We start from the raw sequence: 15,483 nt of genomic DNA, 5'->3' as shown, positions 1-15,483 counted from the left end.
TCAGCCCTCCAGCGCGGCGCGAAGGGCCCGGCCGACGCGCTCGGGACCCGGGAAGTAGGCCCATTCCTGGGCGTGCGGGTAGGGGGTGTCCCAGCCGGCGACCCGGACGATCGGCGCCTCCAGGTGGTAGAAGCAGGATTCCTGGACGAGGGCGGCGAGCTCGGCGCCGAAGCCCGAGGTCAGGGTCGCCTCGTGCGCAATGACGCAGCGCCCGGTCTTGCGGACCGAGGCCTCGATCGTCTCCATGTCGAGGGGCAAGAGCGTGCGCAGATCGACGATCTCGGCGTCGATTCCCGTCTCGGCCGCGGCGGCTTCCGCCACGTGCACGATGGTGCCGTAGGCGAGCACCGTGACCGCCGAGCCCTCGCGCCGGATCGCCGCCTTGCCGAGCGGCACGGTGTAGTGCCCGTCCGGCACCTCGCCGAGGTCGTGACGGGCCCAAGGGGTCACCGGCCGGTCGTGGTGGCCGTCGAAGGGGCCGTTATAGAGGCGCTTGGGCTCCAAAAAAATCACCGGATCGGGATCCTCGATCGCGGCGATCAAGAGGCCCTTGGCGTCGTAGGGGTTCGACGGCACCACGGTCTTCAAGCCCGCGACGTGGGTGAACAGGGCCTCGGGGCTCTGGCTGTGGGTCTGCCCGCCGAAGATGCCCCCGCCGGTCGGCATCCGCACCACCATCGGGGCGGTGAACTGGCCGCCGGAGCGGTAGCGCAGGCGCGCGGCCTCCGACACGATCTGGTCGTAGGCCGGGTACATGTAGTCGGCGAACTGGATCTCGACGCAGGGCTTCAACCCATAGGCCGCCATGCCGACGGCGGCACCGACGATGCCGAGCTCGCTGATCGGCGCGTCGAAGCAGCGGCTCTTGCCGAACCGTGCTTGCAACCCTTGCGTACAGCGGAAGACGCCGCCGAAATAGCCGACGTCTTCCCCGAACACGACCACGTCGTCGTCGCGCTCCATCGATACCGCCATCGCGTCGCGGATGGCCTCGATCATCGTGCGGCGCGGCATGTCAGTACCCCGCCTGCTGGCGCTGGCGGCGCAGGTGGGGGGGCATCTCCGAAAACACTCCTTCGAACATGTCGCGCGGGGAGGGCTTGCCGCCGGCATGCAGCGTGCCGTGGGTCTCGGCCTCGCGTTGCGCCGCCACCACCTCGTCGAGGATCTCCGCCTCGCCCTGGCGGTGGCGCTCCTCCGACCAGGCGCCGCGGGCGATGAGGTGGTTCTTCAAGCGCGCGACGGGATCGCCGAGCGGCCAGGCGTCGAACTCGGTCTTCGGCCGGTAGGCGGAGGGGTCGTCGGAGGTCGAGTGCGCCCCGGCCCGGTAGGTGACGTATTCGACGATCGTCGGCCCGAGATTGCGCCGCGCCCGCTCCGTCGCCCATCTCGCCACCGCGTGGACGGCGAGGTAGTCGTTGCCGTCGACCCGGAGCGCCGGGATGCCGAAGCCGTGGCCGCGGGCCGCGAAGGTCGAGGAGCCGCCCCGCGCAAAGCCCTGGAAGGTCGAGATCGCCCACTGATTGTTGACGACGTTGAGCACCACCGGCGCCCGGTAGGTCGAGGCGAAGACCAGCGCGGCGTGGAAATCCGATTCCGCGGTCGAGCCGTCGCCGATCCAGGCGGCGGCGATCTTCGTGTCGTTCTTGATCGCCGAGGCCATCGCCCAGCCGACCGCCTGGACGTATTGCGTCGCGAGGTTGCCGGAGATCGAGAAGAAGCCGTGGTCCTTGGCCGAGTACATCACCGGCAATTGCCGGCCGTGCAGCGGATCGTTCTCGTTCGAGTAGATCTGGCACATCATGTCGACGAGCGGGTAGCCGCCGGCGATCAGCAGCCCCGCCTGCCGGTAGGTCGGGAAGTTCATGTCGCCGGGTTCGAGCGCCCGGCGGAAGGCGGTGCTCACCGCCTCCTCGCCGAGATGCTGCATGTAGAACGAGGTCTTGCCCTGGCGCTGGGCCATCAGCATGCGGGCATCGAAGGCGCGCAGCTTCATCATGTCGCGAAGTCCGGCGAGCAATTCCCCGTCGGTGAGCGCGCCGGCCCAGGGGCCGACCGCGTTGCCCTCGGAATCGAGCACCCGGATCAGCGTATAGGCGAGGTCGCGGATATCGGCCGCCGCCACGTCGACCTCGGGCCGGCGCACCGCCCCGGCCTCCGGGATGTCGAGATCCGAAAAGCTCGGATTGCCGCCCGGGCGGACGGCCGGCTCGGGGACGTGAAGGCTCAGGGGAGCGTGGGGGCTCGGGGCGTCTGGCGGCATGGGGGAGGCCCTTGCGGGGGAGGGGGCGACTAAGCGGACTTGCGTTGGCAGGCCAACGCTTCGCCCGCTTAGGTTCTTGTTTTGTCAGAGATTTTTTGGTGCCGAACCGGTATCCGCTTCGGCGAAATCCGCTCAGGCGGAAGGCGTCGCGACCCGGGCCTCGGCGACGGCCGGATGGCGCGCGAGGCGGGCGGAAAGGACGCTCAGATCCGTCCCGTCGGGGACCAGGATCGACAGGGTGACGGCGGAGGCGCCGGCGTCGAGGGCGAGGCCTTGCAGGCCGTAGCCGGCGCGCTCGACCTCGCCGAGCAGGCGCGTGACGCCGTCGAAGACGTGGAGGATCCGCGCCCGGATCTCCACGGAATGCTCTTGAGGGTGCTCTTGCCCGCGAGCCATGCGCGTCCTCCCGCGACGCTTGATTTCGCACGACTGTAGCCCGGCCCGGCCGGATGGTCCTCGCCGATTTTCAGGGCTAAAGCGGGGTTCTGGAGAACGCTGCATGACATCGAAGGCCGATTCGCCGAACAGGCGTTCCGCGCGCGGCCCTGCGCCGCAGAAGGGTGTCGAGCCGCACCGGCTCGACGAGTTCGACAGGAAAATCCTCGGGGCCCTGCGGGCGGACGGGCGTCTGACGATCGCGGCGCTCGCCGAGCGGGTCGGGCTGTCGCAATCGCCGTGCTGGACGCGGTTGCGGCGCCTGGAGGAGGCCGGGCTGATCCGCGACTACGTCGCCCTGCTCGATCATCGGGCGCTCGGCATCCCGGACGTGGTCTTCATCGAGGTGACCCTCGACAAGCACGACGACGCGGTGCTGGAGGCCTTCGGCACCGAGATCCTGCGCATCCCGGAAGTGCTGGAAGTGCATCTGGTGACGGGCGAGTACGACTACATGATCAAGGTCGCGGTCAGCGGCACCGCGCATTACGAGCGCTTCCTGCGCGAAAAGCTCTACCGCATCCGCGGCATCCGCCAGTCGCGCTCGGTCTTCGCCCTGCGGACCCTGAAGCAGGAGGTCTCGGTCGATCCGGTGGCGATCGCCCGGCAGGCGCCCTGATCCGGGACCCGCGGCTGCGCCGTTGCGGATGGGGCCGGCGGCAACGACCATCGCTACGGTCCTTCCGGGATACGCAGCCAAATGGTTCGACGATCAAGCGTCATATTCGGCGGCGGCTGGCTCCTGCCGAAATGGATTATTGTTTGCCGGGTAAATACCAAACTATACTCCATGTCATGTCGTTATTAATAAGGTAGTTTATTCTGAATCGTGTTATATCTTGAATATTTTCGTGTAATAGCTAGTTTTAAAGATAAAAATAACTCATGACAGATAGCTCTTATAGGTGGGAATAGGCCCATCCGGTGTCTCGCCATGCTGCGCAGTTCGAAGATCATCATCAAGGCCATCGTGCCGCTCGCCCTGATGGCGGTCATCGCCGCCGGGTTACTGGTCTATGCGATGACGAGCCTCGATGCTCTCGCGACGCGGACCAGGGTGATCGTCGACGTGGATGCCGCGCGGCTCGAACTGATGCTGCGCATCCGATCCCACATCAACGAGACCGCGATCCAGGCGCGGAACATGATCCTCCAGACCGACGCGACGGAGATGGCCGCCTCCAAGGCGCGCTGGGACGCCGCCTGGAAGTCCACGTTCGACGTCCTCGACACCCTGAGGACGATGGCGGATTCCCCGGAGCGCGACGCCCACAATCTGCTGCTCAAGGGGCTCCTGCAGGAGTTCCTCGCCGCCCAGGACCGGGCCAATGCCCTCGCTCTCAAGAACGAGAACGCAGCCGCGATCAGGGCTCTGCTGATCGACGGCGACAGCCAGCGCACCAGGATCCGGGAATCCCTGAGCGAGAACGTCGACCGCCTGAGGGGCGAGTTGCAGCGCTCGCGCGACGATGCCGCGCAGGCCGTGTCGTGGGCCCGGCGGCTGCTGATCGGCGCCTCGCTCGCCGGTCTCCTCGGCGCCATCGCGCTCTCGGTCCTGATCGTGGTCTTCGGCATCACCCGTCCGCTCGGCAGCCTCGTCGGGGTGCTGCAGCGCATGGCCCGCGGCGAGATCGACGCCGAGATCCGGGAGGCCGCCCGCGGCGACGAGATCGGCGCCGTCGGCCGGGCGGTCGACGGCATCAAGGCCATGGTCGCCCGCAAGGCCGCCGAGGAGGCGGAGGTCAAGCGCCGCGCCGACGAGGCTGCGGCCGCCGAGCGCCGCCGTACCATGATCGAGCTCGCCGACGGCTTCCAGCGCGCCGTCGGCGGCATCGTCGGCATGGTCTCGTCCTCGGCCACGGAGCTGCAGGCGACCGCCCAGCAGATGACCGACACCGCCCGGGAGACCGCCTCCCAGTCGACCACCGTGGCCGCCGCCGCGGAGGAAGCCGCCACCAACGTCAACACGGTCGCGGTGGCGGCCGAGGAACTCGGCGCCTCCGTTCAGGAGATCGGCCGGCAGGTGACCGGCTCGGCCCATCTCGCGCAAGCCGCGGTGGGCGAGGCGGGCCAGACCGCGCACCTCGTCCAGGCGCTCAGCCAGAACGCCGCCCGGATCGGCGACATGGTCGGGATGATCTCGGGGATCGCCGGCCAGACCAATCTCCTGGCGCTCAACGCCACCATTGAGGCGGCGCGTGCCGGCGCCGCGGGGCGGGGCTTCGCGGTCGTGGCCACGGAGGTGAAGGCGCTGGCCGAGCAGACCGCCAAGGCGACCCAGGAGATCGCGCGCCAGATCGGCGAGGTGCAGGGGGTGACCGCGCAGGCCGTGACGGCCATCGGTGCGATCACGGGCCGGATCCGGGAGATCGACAGCGTGGCGACGTCGATCGCGGCGGCGGTGGAGCAGCAGGGCGCGGCCACGCAGGAGATCGTGCGCAACGTCGCACAGGCCTCGGCGGGGACGACCGAGGTGACGGGCAACATCGTCGGGGTGGCGCAGGCATCGGAGGAGACGGGGGCCGCTGCCGGCCAGGTCCTGTCCGCCGCCTCCGAATTGTCGCGGCAATCCGAGCATCTCGGCGCCGAGGTCGCCCGCTTCCTCGCCACCGTACGGGCGGCCTGACGCCATTGCCCGACCATGGCCGGGATCGCGCCCGGCCACGAGGCCGCGCGGCGAGGGAAGGCCGAGCATCCGCCCATCCCGCGAGGCCTGGCGAGGATCGACGGCCTTCGCAGGCTCAGCCGCCGCCACCCCGCCGCGCCCGCACATGGTCCCGGGTGATGGCGTCGAGGGTCGGCGTGCCGAGCAGCGTCATCGCGTTGTCGAGCTCACCCCGAACGATCTCGATCGCCCGCGACACGCCCGCGGTGCCGCCGGCCGAGAGGCCCCAGAGGAACGGGCGGCCCAGGCTGCAGGCGGTGGCGCCGAGCGCCAGCGCCTTGATCACGTCGGTGCCGCGGCGCACGCCGCCGTCGAGGATCACCTCGGCCCGGCCCGCCACCGCGGCGGCGACGTCCGGCAGGGCCGTGATCGCCGCCGGCACGTCGTCGAGCTGGCGGCCGCCGTGATTGGACACGATCACGGCCTCGATCCCGAGCGCCACCGCCCGCTCGGCATCGGCCGGGTGCAGCAGGCCCTTCAGCGCCATCGGACCGCGCCACAGGCCGCGGATGCGCGCGATGTCGTCCCAGTTCGCGGAAGGATCAAACAGCGAGGCGACGTGCTGGGCAACGCTGGTGAAGCCGGAGCCCGCCGCACCGCCGCCGATCTGGAAATTGCCGAAGCCGAGGCGCGAACGCGCGGCGCCGGCGAGCCATCCCGGCCGGCGGGCGAGGTCGAGGGCGGTGGAGAGGCGTGGCTTCAGCGGCATGGTGAAGGCGTTGCGCAGGTCGCGCTCGCGCCGTCCCTGTACCGCGAGGTCGACCGTGAGGCACAGCACCCGGTAGCGCGCGGCGGCCGCGCGGCGCAGGAGCGCTTCCATCCACTCCCGGTCGCGCAGGAAGTAGAGCTGGAACCAGCGCTCGCCCTCGGGCGCGCCCTCCGCCACGTGCTCGATCGAGCCGACGGAGTTGGTCGAGAGGCAGTAGGGAATGCCGGCCCGCGCGGCGGCTCGCGCCCCCGCGACCTCGCCGTCGGGCCAGAAGAAGCCGGCGAGCCCCGTCGGCGCCATCATGATCGGCAGGGACGCGCGGTATCCGAGGACCGGGCGCGACAGGTCGCGGGTGGCGACGTCGATCCCGACCCGCGGCATCAGCATCCAGGCGTCGAAGGCCTCGACGTTGTCGCGCAGGGTCCGCTCGTCCTCGGCGCCGCCGTCGATGAAGTCGAACACCGCCTTCGGCAGCCGCCGGGCGGCCTGCCGGCGCAGGTCCGCGATCGCGTGGGCCCGCTGCAGGCGGGCGGCCAGCCGGGCCGGGGCGGGCGCGGGTGCCGGCCGGGATGGCGGCACGGTCGGCTCGGTGGAGGGCCGGTGCGCGACGGCCCGCCCCGTCCGGCGCTCGTCTGCCTCCATGCCGGCCTCCCGCTGATCCCGTTTCGACGATCGGTAGCACCCGCGCCGCGCGGCTCGCAACCGCCGGGTCGGACGGGCGCGGAACGCGGGACGAGGTTGTGCGTCGATCCGGCTCCAGCCCTTGTCGGGCAAGGCGGCCCTTCGCGGGCAAGGCAGCCCTCGACGGGCAAGGCAGCCCTTGGCGGGCGAGGGGCGACGGCATGACCGGGCGGGACAGTGCGGAGCGAGACTCGCCGGAGCGGGATTCTCCGGATTTTGCCGCGGCCGAGCACGACGAGATCGAGGACCGGTCGGCGCCCCGCGCCACGATCGTCCACGAGGTGGTGCGCAAGCAGGGGCAGGAGGAACTGGCGCGTCCCGCCGGCTCGCTGCTCTGGTCGAGCGTCGCGGCCGGCATCGCCATCACGGCCTCGGTGATCGCGGAAGGAGCTTTGTACCACAAGCTGCCGGCCGGGATGGGGGGCCGCACCCTCGTGGCGCAGCTCGGCTATCCCCTCGGCTTCCTGATCGTGATCCTCGGCCGGATGCAGCTCTTCACCGAGCAGACCATCGTGACGGTGCTGCCCCTCGTCACCCGGCCGAGCGGCCGGGCGCTCGCCGGCACGGCGCGGCTCTGGGGAATCGTGCTCCTCGGCAACCTCGCCGGCACCGGCGCGGCGGCGGCGATCGAGACCTGGGGCGGCGTGGTGAGCCCGGACCTGCTCGCCGCCATGCAGGCGGTGTCGCGCGAGGCCCTGCTGCACAAGGCGCCCACCGACCTCCTGCTCCGGGGCATCCCGGCCGGCTTCCTGATCGCGACCGTCGCCTGGCTGCGGGCGGCCGCGAGCGGCGGCGAGATCTGGATCGTCTTCCTCCTCACCTTCGCGATCGTGCTCGGCGACTTCACCCACGTGGTGGCGGGGGCGGCGGAGGCCTTCCTGCTGCTCTGCGCCGGCGAGGCCGGCCCCGGGCAGGTCTTCGGCGGGATGATCCTGCCGGCGCTCGTCGGCAACGTGATCGGGGGCACCGGCCTGTTCGCGCTCCTCGCCCACGCCCAGGTGCGCCAGGAGCTGTGACGCGACGCCGACGAGGTGTGGCGGCCTGCCGATTTTCTCCCTCCCTCGCGCTTGGTAAGGAGACCGCGTTCCACGCGCGGAAAAGCGAGACCCATGAGCTTCGTCCAGGCGGCCTTCGGCCGGTTCAAGCAGACCGTGACGGCCTATGCGGGCGACGAGCCGCTGATGAAGGCGGCGGTGTCGGCCTGCGCCAACGTGATCGTGGCCGACGGCGAGGTCGCGGGGGCCGAGTTCGAGACGGCGCTCAAGGGCATGCTGGCCGATCCCGTCCTTGAGAAGGGCTACGACAGCCTGATGCTCGAGGAAGAACTCTACGATGCGATCGGGCGCGCCCGGACCCGGGCCGGGCGGATGCAGAACATGCACTTCATCGAGGCCATCGCCGAGCGCGCGGCCGAGCAGCGCCAGAGCGTCTTCCTGATCGCCGCCGACGTCGCGGATTTCGAGGGCATCAGCCCCTCCGAGCACCGGGCCCTGACCGAGGTGGCGGCGGCGCTCGGGCTCGACCGGGACGCCCTGCTCGCCTGAGCGATCATACGAAATCCGATTGATTGCTTCGCAACGCGGATTTCGGCTTCGCTCAAGCGCCGCGCCGGCTGGTGATATGGGATCCGGAAGCAATCTTCCGGATCCCATATCACCCGTCCCGGACCGCGCGCGGCGGACCGTCGTTGACGCGGCTCCAGGCACGGCGGAGCTGGCGCGGCGAGGCGAAGCCGGCCCGCTCGGCGACGCGCTCCATGTCGAGCCGGGTCTGGGCCAGGAGATCGCGGGCGAGCGCCACCCGCAGGCCGTTGATGTAGCTGGGAAGGCTCATGCCGGCATGGCGGTTGAACAGCCGCGAGAGGTGGCGCGGGCTGGTGGCGGCGATGTCCGCCAGCGCCTCCAGGCTCCAGGCCCGGGCCGGATCGGCGCTCACCGCATCCTGCACCCGGTGGATCGCCGGGTGGAGGTGGTTGCGCCCCGTGAGCCAGGGCGAGAGCTGCGGGTCGTGCCCGGAGCGGCGCAGGTAGACCACGAGGTAGCGCGCCACCGCCGCCGCGCAGGCCGGATCGACGAGGCGCGCCACCAGATGCAGCATCAGGTCGATGCCCGCCGTGATGCCCGCACTCGTCAGCCGCTCCCGGTCCTCGACGAACAGCCGGTCCTCCAGCACCCGCGCCGCGGGGGCGAGGGCGGCCAGCTCCGCGCAGGCCGCGTGATGGGTGGTGCAGGCGTGCCCGTCGAGGAGCCCGGCCCGGGCGGCGAGCAACGCGCCGGAGCAGATCGAGACCAGGCGGTGGCCCGGCCGGATCTCGGCCCGCAGCCAGGCGACGATCGCGTCGTCCGCCGCCGCCTCGTCCTCGCCCGGGGGATCGGGATCCCCCAGCACCCGTTCCGCCGTGCCGGCGAGCACCACGGTCGCCCCGTCCAGCAGCGGCGCGGGCAGGGAACCGAGCCCCGAGAGCCCGAGCCCGATCGAGCTCGTGACCGTGGGGCACGGCCCGACATGGCCGACCCGGAAGCGGACCTTCTCCTGGATCAGGTTGGCCCTGCGCAGGACCTCGATCGGCCCGGCCACGTCGAGGAGCAGGGTGCGCGGCGGGCACACCACCACGACCGGGATCTCGGCCGGCCCGCTCACGCGGCCAGACGCGGCGCCGGTCCGGCGAGCGCCTCCTCGACCGTGGCGATGCGGGCGAAGCGCCCGGCCAGGACCAGCTCGGTGCGGGCCCGGATCTCCTCGGCGCTCCACGACCGCCCGGCGGCGTCCGTCATCGCGAAGGTGAGCGTCGCCTCACCGACGTAATCGACGGCGTAGCCGAGGTCGGAGGCGTGGCGGGTCGTGGTCTCGCAGCATTGCTCGGTGCGGATGCCGCTGACGATCAGCCGGCGGATGCCGGTCCGGGTCAGCCAGACGTCGAGCCCGCTGCTGACGAGCGCAGAGTGGCGGCGCTTGTGGAAGACCGCGTCGGGGGCGATCCGCAGGGGTTCGAGTGTGCGGACATGGCCGGAGGCGAGGGAGAACGGTCCCTGATCCTCGACGTGGAAGACCTGCACCACGGGGACGTTTTTCGCCATAGCGCCATCGATCACGGCCTGCTGGCGATCGAGGAAGCGGGCGAGGTCCGCCTCGTCCCAGTAGGGACGGTGGCGGAAGGATTCCTGGACGTCGATGACGAGGAGCGCGGTGTCCGGCATGGGGCTCATCCTTATCGGGTGGGACGGCGCCAGGATAGGCGCCGCCGCGGGTCCCGAAAGGCCGCGCCCGGACCGGAAGCGGACGAAAAAGGACAGAGGCTCAGTGCGGCCGGAAGACCCGCAGCCGGTGCCCGTCGGGATCCAGCGCCACGAAGGTGCGGCCGAAATCCATGTCGGTCGGCGGCTGGAGGATCGACAGGCCCTTGGCCGCCCAGTCCGCGTGGGTGGCGTCCAGGGTGGCGTCGTCCGTGACCGTCAGGGCGATCTCGGCCCCGCCGCCGGTGGCAGAAGCGGCCGGCTCGACGGTGTGGCGGGACCACAGGCCGAGCTTCAGGCCGTTCTCGAAGACGAACAGAACGAAGGTCGGGCCCGCCTCGACCGGGGCGCGGCCGAGCAGGGCGGCGTAGAAGCGGCCGCTCGCTTCGGCGTTGTCGACGTAGAGGAGGGTGTAGGTCGGCTGGAGCATCGTCTGGGGTTCCGTCTGGTGCGACGCCCTCTGTGTAGGAGGCCCAGCTGACAGATTCCGGCAGCAGCGGTCAGGTGGCGGGGGCGATGCCCTGGAGCACCCGCCACTCGCGCAGCAGCGCGTGGCGGGGGCGGGCATAGCGCTCCCCGGTGAGGGTCAGGGTCTCGATCCGGTCGGTGCGGAAATGGCGAAAGTCGTTCCGTGTCTCGCACCAGGCGACGATGACCCGCACCCGCTCGAAGAAGCCGAGGGCGAAGGGCCAGATCATCCGCTCCGATCCCGCCCCGCCGGCGTCGCGGTAGCGGATCGTCACCTTGTGCTGCGCCCGGATGGCGCCGCGCAGGGCCGCGAGGTCGATGCATTCCGGCACCGCCTCCGCCGGACCGACGATCAGCGTCGAGGTGTCGAGCCGCTCGCGCAGCTCAGCCGGCAGCACCGCGGCGATCTTCGCGAGCGCGTCGCCCGCGGCCGACGCCAGGGGCCCGTCGGTCCGCGTCGCCACCCAGCGCATGCCGAGGACCAGCGCCTCGATCTCCTCCTCGCGGAACATCAGCGGCGGCAGGGTGAAGCCCGGGCGCAGGACGTAGCCGAGGCCCGCCTCGCCCTCGATCGCCGCGCCCTGCGCCTGGAGGCTCGCGATGTCCCGGTAGAGGGTGCGCAGGCTGACGCCCGTCTCCTCCGCGAGATGCCGGCCGCTGACCGGGCTGCGGTGGCGGCGCAGGACCTGCATGAGGTCGAGCAGGCGTTCGGCACGGGACATCGGAGTGGCTCGCGGCGGGTCGGACGCCGCGTCGTCGCAGACGGGGTGCGCGAACGGAAGCCCCGCGCGTCAGCGCGCTGCAACCACCGCCACGCCGGCCCCGATCATTGTTCCGCCGGCGACCCGGTTCGCCCGCCGGACCGCCGCACGGGTGCGGAGCATGCGCCGCAGCCGACCGGCGAGGAGGACGTGGCCGCCGATCACCAGCGCCTCGACCGCGACGATCACCATTGCCAGGATCCCGACCTGCGCCGGGGCGAGGGCGGCGCCGACGACATTCGGCAGCAGGGCGAGGTAGAACAGCGGCATCTTCGGGTTGCCGAGGTTGAGGGCGAGGCCGGTCAGGACGCTCGCCGCGAGGACCGGCCGCTTGCCGCCCGCGCGCTCCGCCGGCAGCACGGGCTCGGCGGTCCAGAGCCGGATCCCGGTCCAGACCAGGTAGGCGGCGCCGGCATAGCGCAGGACCGTCATCGCCGTCCCCATCTCGCGCGCCACGACCGCCAGCCCGGTGGCGGCGAGCACGAGGAAGGCCAGGATGCCCGCCACCATGCCGAGCCCGTAGGCGATGCCGGCGGCGGGCCCGTGCGACAGGGTGCGGGCGACGATGGTCATGTTGTCGGGCCCGGGGCTCGCGGCGAAGACCAGGAAGGCGGCGGCGAAGGCGAGGAGGGTCGTCGGATCCATCGGCGTGTCCCTGTCCGAGGTTGCGTCCGACGATCCTTCAAGATTCGGGCCGATTTCCGCAAGGTCAGCCCCGCGCCGCGGCGAGGCGCGGGGGCCGGGCGCCGCGCCGCAGGGCCAGCAGCAGGGCGAGGGCGGTTCCGGCCGCGGCGGCGCCCGCCAGCGACACCGCCGGGAAGCCGAGGCCCGCATCGATCACCGCGCCGCCGAGCGCCGCCCCGATCGCGTTGCCGAGGTTGAAGGCGCCGATATTCATCGCCGAGGCGAGGTTCGGGGCCGACGCCGCCGCGCCCACCACCCGCATCTGGAGCGGCGGGACGAGGGTGAAGCTCGCGACCCCCCACAGGAAGATCAGCGGCACGCTGGCCCCTTCCGAGCGCATGCCGGCCGCGAACAGGACCAGCAGCACGACGAGGCCCAGGAGCGACCCGAAGAGCGTCGCGTCCGGCGCGCGGTCGGCGAGGCGGCCGCCGAGCCAGTTGCCGAGGGCGAGGCCGAGCCCGTAGACGACCAGCATCGCCGTGACGAAGCCGGAGCCCGCCCCGGTCTCCATCCGCAGGATCGGTGCGATGTAGGTGAAGACCGTGAACATCGCGCTGGCGCTGAGCACCGTCAGCAGCAGGGCGACGAGGACGGAGCCGTGCCGCAGGGCCCGCAACTCGGCGCGCATGTCGGTGCCGGCCTCCACCGGCAGCGGCGGCAGCGAGAGCCGCAGCGCCAGCATCGCCGCACCGCCGATGGCGGAGATGCCCAGGAATACGGGGCGCCAGCCCAGCGCCTCGCCGATCCAGGCGGCGAGCGGCACGCCGCCGACCGTCGCGATCGTCAGGCCTGAGAACATCGCGGCGACCGCCGAAGCGCGCCGCTGCGGCGCCACCAGCCCCGCCGCGACGACCGCGCCGATGCCGAAGAAGGCGCCGTGGTTGAAGGAGGTGACGACCCGCGCCGCGAGCAGTGTGGAATAGCCGCCGGCGAGGCCCGACAGCAGGTTGCCGAGGGTGAACAGGCCCATCAGGCCGATCAGCAGGGTCCGGCGCGGCGTGCGGGCGAAGAGCAGCGTCATCAGCGGCGCCCCGACGAGGACACCGCCGGCATAGGCGCTGACCAGCATGCCCGCGGCCGGGATCGACACCCCGAGATCGGCGGCTATGGTCGGCAGCATGCCCATCGGGGCGAATTCGGTGACCCCGATGCCGAAGGCGCCGAGCGCCAGCGCCAGGAGGGGTGGATTGATCGTCGTCGAACCGATCGTCATGGAAGAACTCCCCGGTTGTTCCGGGGTGGAATTATGTTGACGGTTCACATGGCGGTAGCCAGGCTCGCGGACCAGGATCTGTGCCTGGGAGTCAACAATGCCGCGCGAGGCGACCGACCGGGCCGGGGAGATGGCGGCCTTCGCCGCGGTGGTGCGGGCGGGCAGCCTGTCGGGGGCCGCGCGGGCCTTGGGCCTCACGCCGTCGGCCGTCAGCCGCATCGTCGCGCGGATCGAGGCGCGGCTCGGCGTGCGGCTGATCGTGCGCACGACCCGCAGCCTGCACCTCACCGCGGAGGGCGAGACCTATGCCCGGGCGGCGTGCCGTGTGCTGGCCGATCTCGACGAGGTGGAGAGCACCATCGCCGACCAGGCCTCGCCGCGCGGCCGGGTCCGGGTGAGTGCCGCCACCGCCCATGGGCGCCTCGTCGTTGTGCCGCTGCTGGCGGAGTTCGTCGCGCGCCACCCCGAGATCACCGTCGAGATCGATCTGAGCGACGAGATCGCCGACGTGCTCGGCGGCCGGGTCGACGTCGCGGTCCGCTTCGGCCCGCTCCCCGACAGCCCGCTCACCGCCCGCCGCCTCGGCGAGACCGGCCGCATGGTGGTGGCCGCCCCGTCCTACCTCGCCCGGGCCGGCGTGCCGCGCGTTCCGGCCGATCTCGCGCACCACAACTGCCTCGATTTCAGCTTCCGGCGCATCGAGCCCGGCTGGCCCTTCCGCGAGGCCGGGCGCGACGTGCTGCTGGCGGTGCGCGGCAACCTCACCGCCAACAGCGGCGAGACGCTGGTGCAGCTCGCGGTCCAGGGCGTCGGCATCACCCGGGTCGGCACGTTCCACATCGGCGAGGAGATGGCGAGCGGCCGGCTCGTCCCCCTCCTCGAAGCCTACAACCCGCAGGACCGCGAAAGCATCCACGCCGTCTTCGTCGGCGGCGCCACCATGCCGGCGCGGGTGCGCGTCCTGGTCGATTTTCTCGCCGAGCGGATGCGGGCGCAGGGCGGGTGAGGGCGCGACTGCGTGGGTCGGCTGGAGACGAGAAAAGAAATCCCTTCCGCCCGATCGCGCGGGACTGTGCGGGATGGAGACCCGCCGGAAATCTCCTCTCCCCGCGGGCGGGGAGAGGGTTTCATCGACCTCGTCGTCGATGAAACAAGCGCAGGCGAAGCCGAAGCGAGAGGTGAGGGGGTGGTGCCAGATGAGCCTCATCCGGAGACACCCCCTCACCCTCGGCTATCGCCTCGCTGCGTCCCCTGAACGGGGACACAGCCCTCTCCCCGCCCGCGGGGAGAGGGGAAGGCCGTGCCTTTTTCTGTCTCCGCCTGCGGGAAACGGAAAACCCGCACTCGACGGGTCACCGACGCGACTCAGGACGGCGTGCGATAGTCGCTCACGGAGACCGGGCCCGCGTGCCGCCCATCAATGCTCCCCGACCTCGCCCAGATGCGCCAGCAGCGCCTCGGCGACCTTGTCGGGCGCCTCGCGGGTCGGGAAGTGGCCGACGCCCTCCAGCTCGACCTGGCGGTAGGTTCCGGTGAAGAACTGCTTCTGGCCCTCGAACGAGGCCGGCAGCAGGCAGGTGTCGTCCGCGCCGTGGATCACCAGGGTCGGCACCGCGATGCTCTGGGCCGCCTCGGCCGCCTGCCGCAATTCGGCAAAGCGCGGGTCCGGCGCGTCGGCGCCCCAGCGCGAGCGGTAGAAGTTGAGCGTGACCGCGGCCCAGTCCGGGTTCTGGAATGAGGGCGCGGTCTTCGAAAAGGTCTCGTCGGTGAACCAGGGGCCGGGCGGGCTCCAGGCCACCCATTGCTCGCGGGCGAAGGCGAGCGGGTTCTCGCGCACGAAGGCGGCGCCCGGCTCGGTGTTCATGAACCACTGGTACCAGAAGGCCCGCACCTGCGGCAGCGGCGGCACGCCGAGGCGGCCGGGCGCCCAGGGCACCGAGAGGGCGGCGATCGAGGAAACCCGCTGCGGCCGGGCGGCGGCGAGGAGGTAGGCGACCCGCGCGCCCCAATCGTGGCCGACCACCGGCAGGCGCGAGAAGCCGAGGGCGTCCAGGAAGGCCAGGATGTCGGTGGCGAGCGCCGCCGGCTCGCCGGTCCTGGGCGTCGCGGCGTCGAGGAACTTGGTCGGCCCGCAGCCGCGCCAATAAGGGACGATGGTGCGCCAGCCCGCGGCGTTGAGGAGCGGCACCACGCGGTCGAAGGTGCGCGGATCGTCCGGCCAGCCGTGCAGCAGCAGGACCGGCTGGCCCATATCGGGCCCCGAGGCCTCGTAGGTGATCTCGACCTCGCCGGCGGTGACGCTGTTGACGTCCATGGACACGACTCCCCGTACACGACACACGAGGGGCGGGACCCGCGAAGGCCCCGCCCC

The 15,483-nt window shown here is 71.7% G+C and carries 16 protein-coding genes; 5 read left to right on the top strand and 11 right to left on the bottom strand.

Features of this window, described 5'->3' with window-relative positions:
• The 3 genes from miv_RS01085 to miv_RS01075 all read right to left on the bottom strand — a co-directional run bounded on the left by miv_RS01085 (position 1) and on the right by miv_RS01075 (position 2,659).
• Positions 1-1,014, bottom strand: coding sequence for an alpha-ketoacid dehydrogenase subunit beta (locus miv_RS01085; protein ID WP_207180989.1), 1,014 nt, complete (start codon positions 1,012-1,014; stop codon positions 1-3).
• A 1-nt stretch (position 1,015) separates the two neighbouring features.
• Complete coding sequence (locus tag miv_RS01080) at positions 1,016-2,263, bottom strand: 3-methyl-2-oxobutanoate dehydrogenase (2-methylpropanoyl-transferring) subunit alpha (RefSeq protein ID WP_207180986.1); 1,248 nt, start codon at positions 2,261-2,263, stop codon at positions 1,016-1,018.
• Between the two features lie 132 nt (positions 2,264-2,395).
• Positions 2,396-2,659 carry a hypothetical protein gene (locus miv_RS01075; RefSeq protein WP_207180984.1) on the bottom strand — a complete coding sequence of 88 codons (264 nt, stop codon included), beginning with the start codon at positions 2,657-2,659 and terminating at the stop codon, positions 2,396-2,398.
• Positions 2,660-2,762: 103 nt separating this feature from the next.
• Between miv_RS01075 and miv_RS01070 the strand changes: the two genes are divergently transcribed.
• The gene (locus miv_RS01070; RefSeq protein WP_082171935.1) at positions 2,763-3,317 is read left to right on the top strand and encodes an Lrp/AsnC family transcriptional regulator; all 555 of its coding nucleotides are present in this window, start codon (positions 2,763-2,765) and stop codon (positions 3,315-3,317) included.
• 315 nt (positions 3,318-3,632) lie between these two features.
• A complete protein-coding gene (locus miv_RS01065; RefSeq protein ID WP_207180982.1) occupies positions 3,633-5,324 on the top strand; it encodes a methyl-accepting chemotaxis protein in 1,692 nt (563 codons plus the stop codon).
• Between the two features lie 115 nt (positions 5,325-5,439).
• Here miv_RS01065 and miv_RS01060 read toward each other — a convergent pair whose 3' ends face one another.
• Positions 5,440-6,714 (bottom strand): alpha-hydroxy acid oxidase, encoded by a 1,275-nt coding sequence (locus miv_RS01060; protein WP_207180980.1) that lies wholly within the window; start codon positions 6,712-6,714, stop codon positions 5,440-5,442.
• 200 nt (positions 6,715-6,914) lie between these two features.
• Here miv_RS01060 and miv_RS01055 point away from each other — a divergent pair, with 200 nt between their 5' ends.
• Positions 6,915-7,769 carry a formate/nitrite transporter family protein gene (locus miv_RS01055; RefSeq protein ID WP_207180978.1) on the top strand — a complete coding sequence of 285 codons (855 nt, stop codon included), beginning with the start codon at positions 6,915-6,917 and terminating at the stop codon, positions 7,767-7,769.
• A 93-nt stretch (positions 7,770-7,862) separates the two neighbouring features.
• A complete protein-coding gene (locus miv_RS01050; RefSeq protein WP_048428998.1) occupies positions 7,863-8,297 on the top strand; it encodes a tellurite resistance TerB family protein in 435 nt (144 codons plus the stop codon).
• 109 nt (positions 8,298-8,406) lie between these two features.
• Here the strand turns inward: miv_RS01050 and miv_RS01045 are convergent, their stop codons facing one another.
• The 6 genes from miv_RS01045 to miv_RS01020 form a co-directional block, all read right to left on the bottom strand.
• Entirely contained in the window at positions 8,407-9,393 is a 987-nt protein-coding gene (locus miv_RS01045) for a GlxA family transcriptional regulator (RefSeq protein WP_207180976.1), read from the bottom strand.
• Positions 9,390-9,950 carry an isochorismatase family protein gene (locus miv_RS01040; protein ID WP_425312955.1) on the bottom strand — a complete coding sequence of 187 codons (561 nt, stop codon included), beginning with the start codon at positions 9,948-9,950 and terminating at the stop codon, positions 9,390-9,392. Before miv_RS01040 ends, miv_RS01045 begins: the two co-directional genes overlap by 4 nt.
• A 100-nt stretch (positions 9,951-10,050) precedes the next feature.
• On the bottom strand, positions 10,051-10,416 hold the full coding sequence (locus miv_RS01035; protein ID WP_048429001.1) for a VOC family protein: 366 nt from the start codon (positions 10,414-10,416) through the stop codon (positions 10,051-10,053).
• A gap of 70 nt (positions 10,417-10,486) precedes the next feature.
• The gene (locus miv_RS01030; protein ID WP_207180972.1) at positions 10,487-11,176 is read right to left on the bottom strand and encodes a helix-turn-helix transcriptional regulator; all 690 of its coding nucleotides are present in this window, start codon (positions 11,174-11,176) and stop codon (positions 10,487-10,489) included.
• Positions 11,177-11,245: 69 nt separating this feature from the next.
• A complete protein-coding gene (locus miv_RS01025) occupies positions 11,246-11,860 on the bottom strand; it encodes a LysE family translocator (RefSeq protein ID WP_207180970.1) in 615 nt (204 codons plus the stop codon).
• Positions 11,861-11,924: 64 nt separating this feature from the next.
• Complete coding sequence (locus miv_RS01020) at positions 11,925-13,112, bottom strand: MFS transporter (RefSeq protein WP_207180968.1); 1,188 nt, start codon at positions 13,110-13,112, stop codon at positions 11,925-11,927.
• A 97-nt stretch (positions 13,113-13,209) separates the two neighbouring features.
• Here miv_RS01020 and miv_RS01015 point away from each other — a divergent pair, with 97 nt between their 5' ends.
• A complete protein-coding gene (locus miv_RS01015; RefSeq protein ID WP_207180966.1) occupies positions 13,210-14,118 on the top strand; it encodes a LysR family transcriptional regulator in 909 nt (302 codons plus the stop codon).
• Between the two features lie 411 nt (positions 14,119-14,529).
• Here the strand turns inward: miv_RS01015 and miv_RS01010 are convergent, their stop codons facing one another.
• Complete coding sequence (locus tag miv_RS01010; protein ID WP_207180964.1) at positions 14,530-15,426, bottom strand: alpha/beta fold hydrolase; 897 nt, start codon at positions 15,424-15,426, stop codon at positions 14,530-14,532.
• Positions 15,427-15,483 lie beyond the last annotated feature (57 nt).

Origin of the sequence: Methylobacterium indicum (assembly GCF_017347565.1) — a bacterium.
Lineage (GTDB): Bacteria > Pseudomonadota > Alphaproteobacteria > Rhizobiales > Beijerinckiaceae > Methylobacterium > Methylobacterium indicum.
The sequence above is the reverse complement of the archived record's forward strand: the minus strand, read 5'-3'. Positions and strand labels throughout refer to the sequence as shown.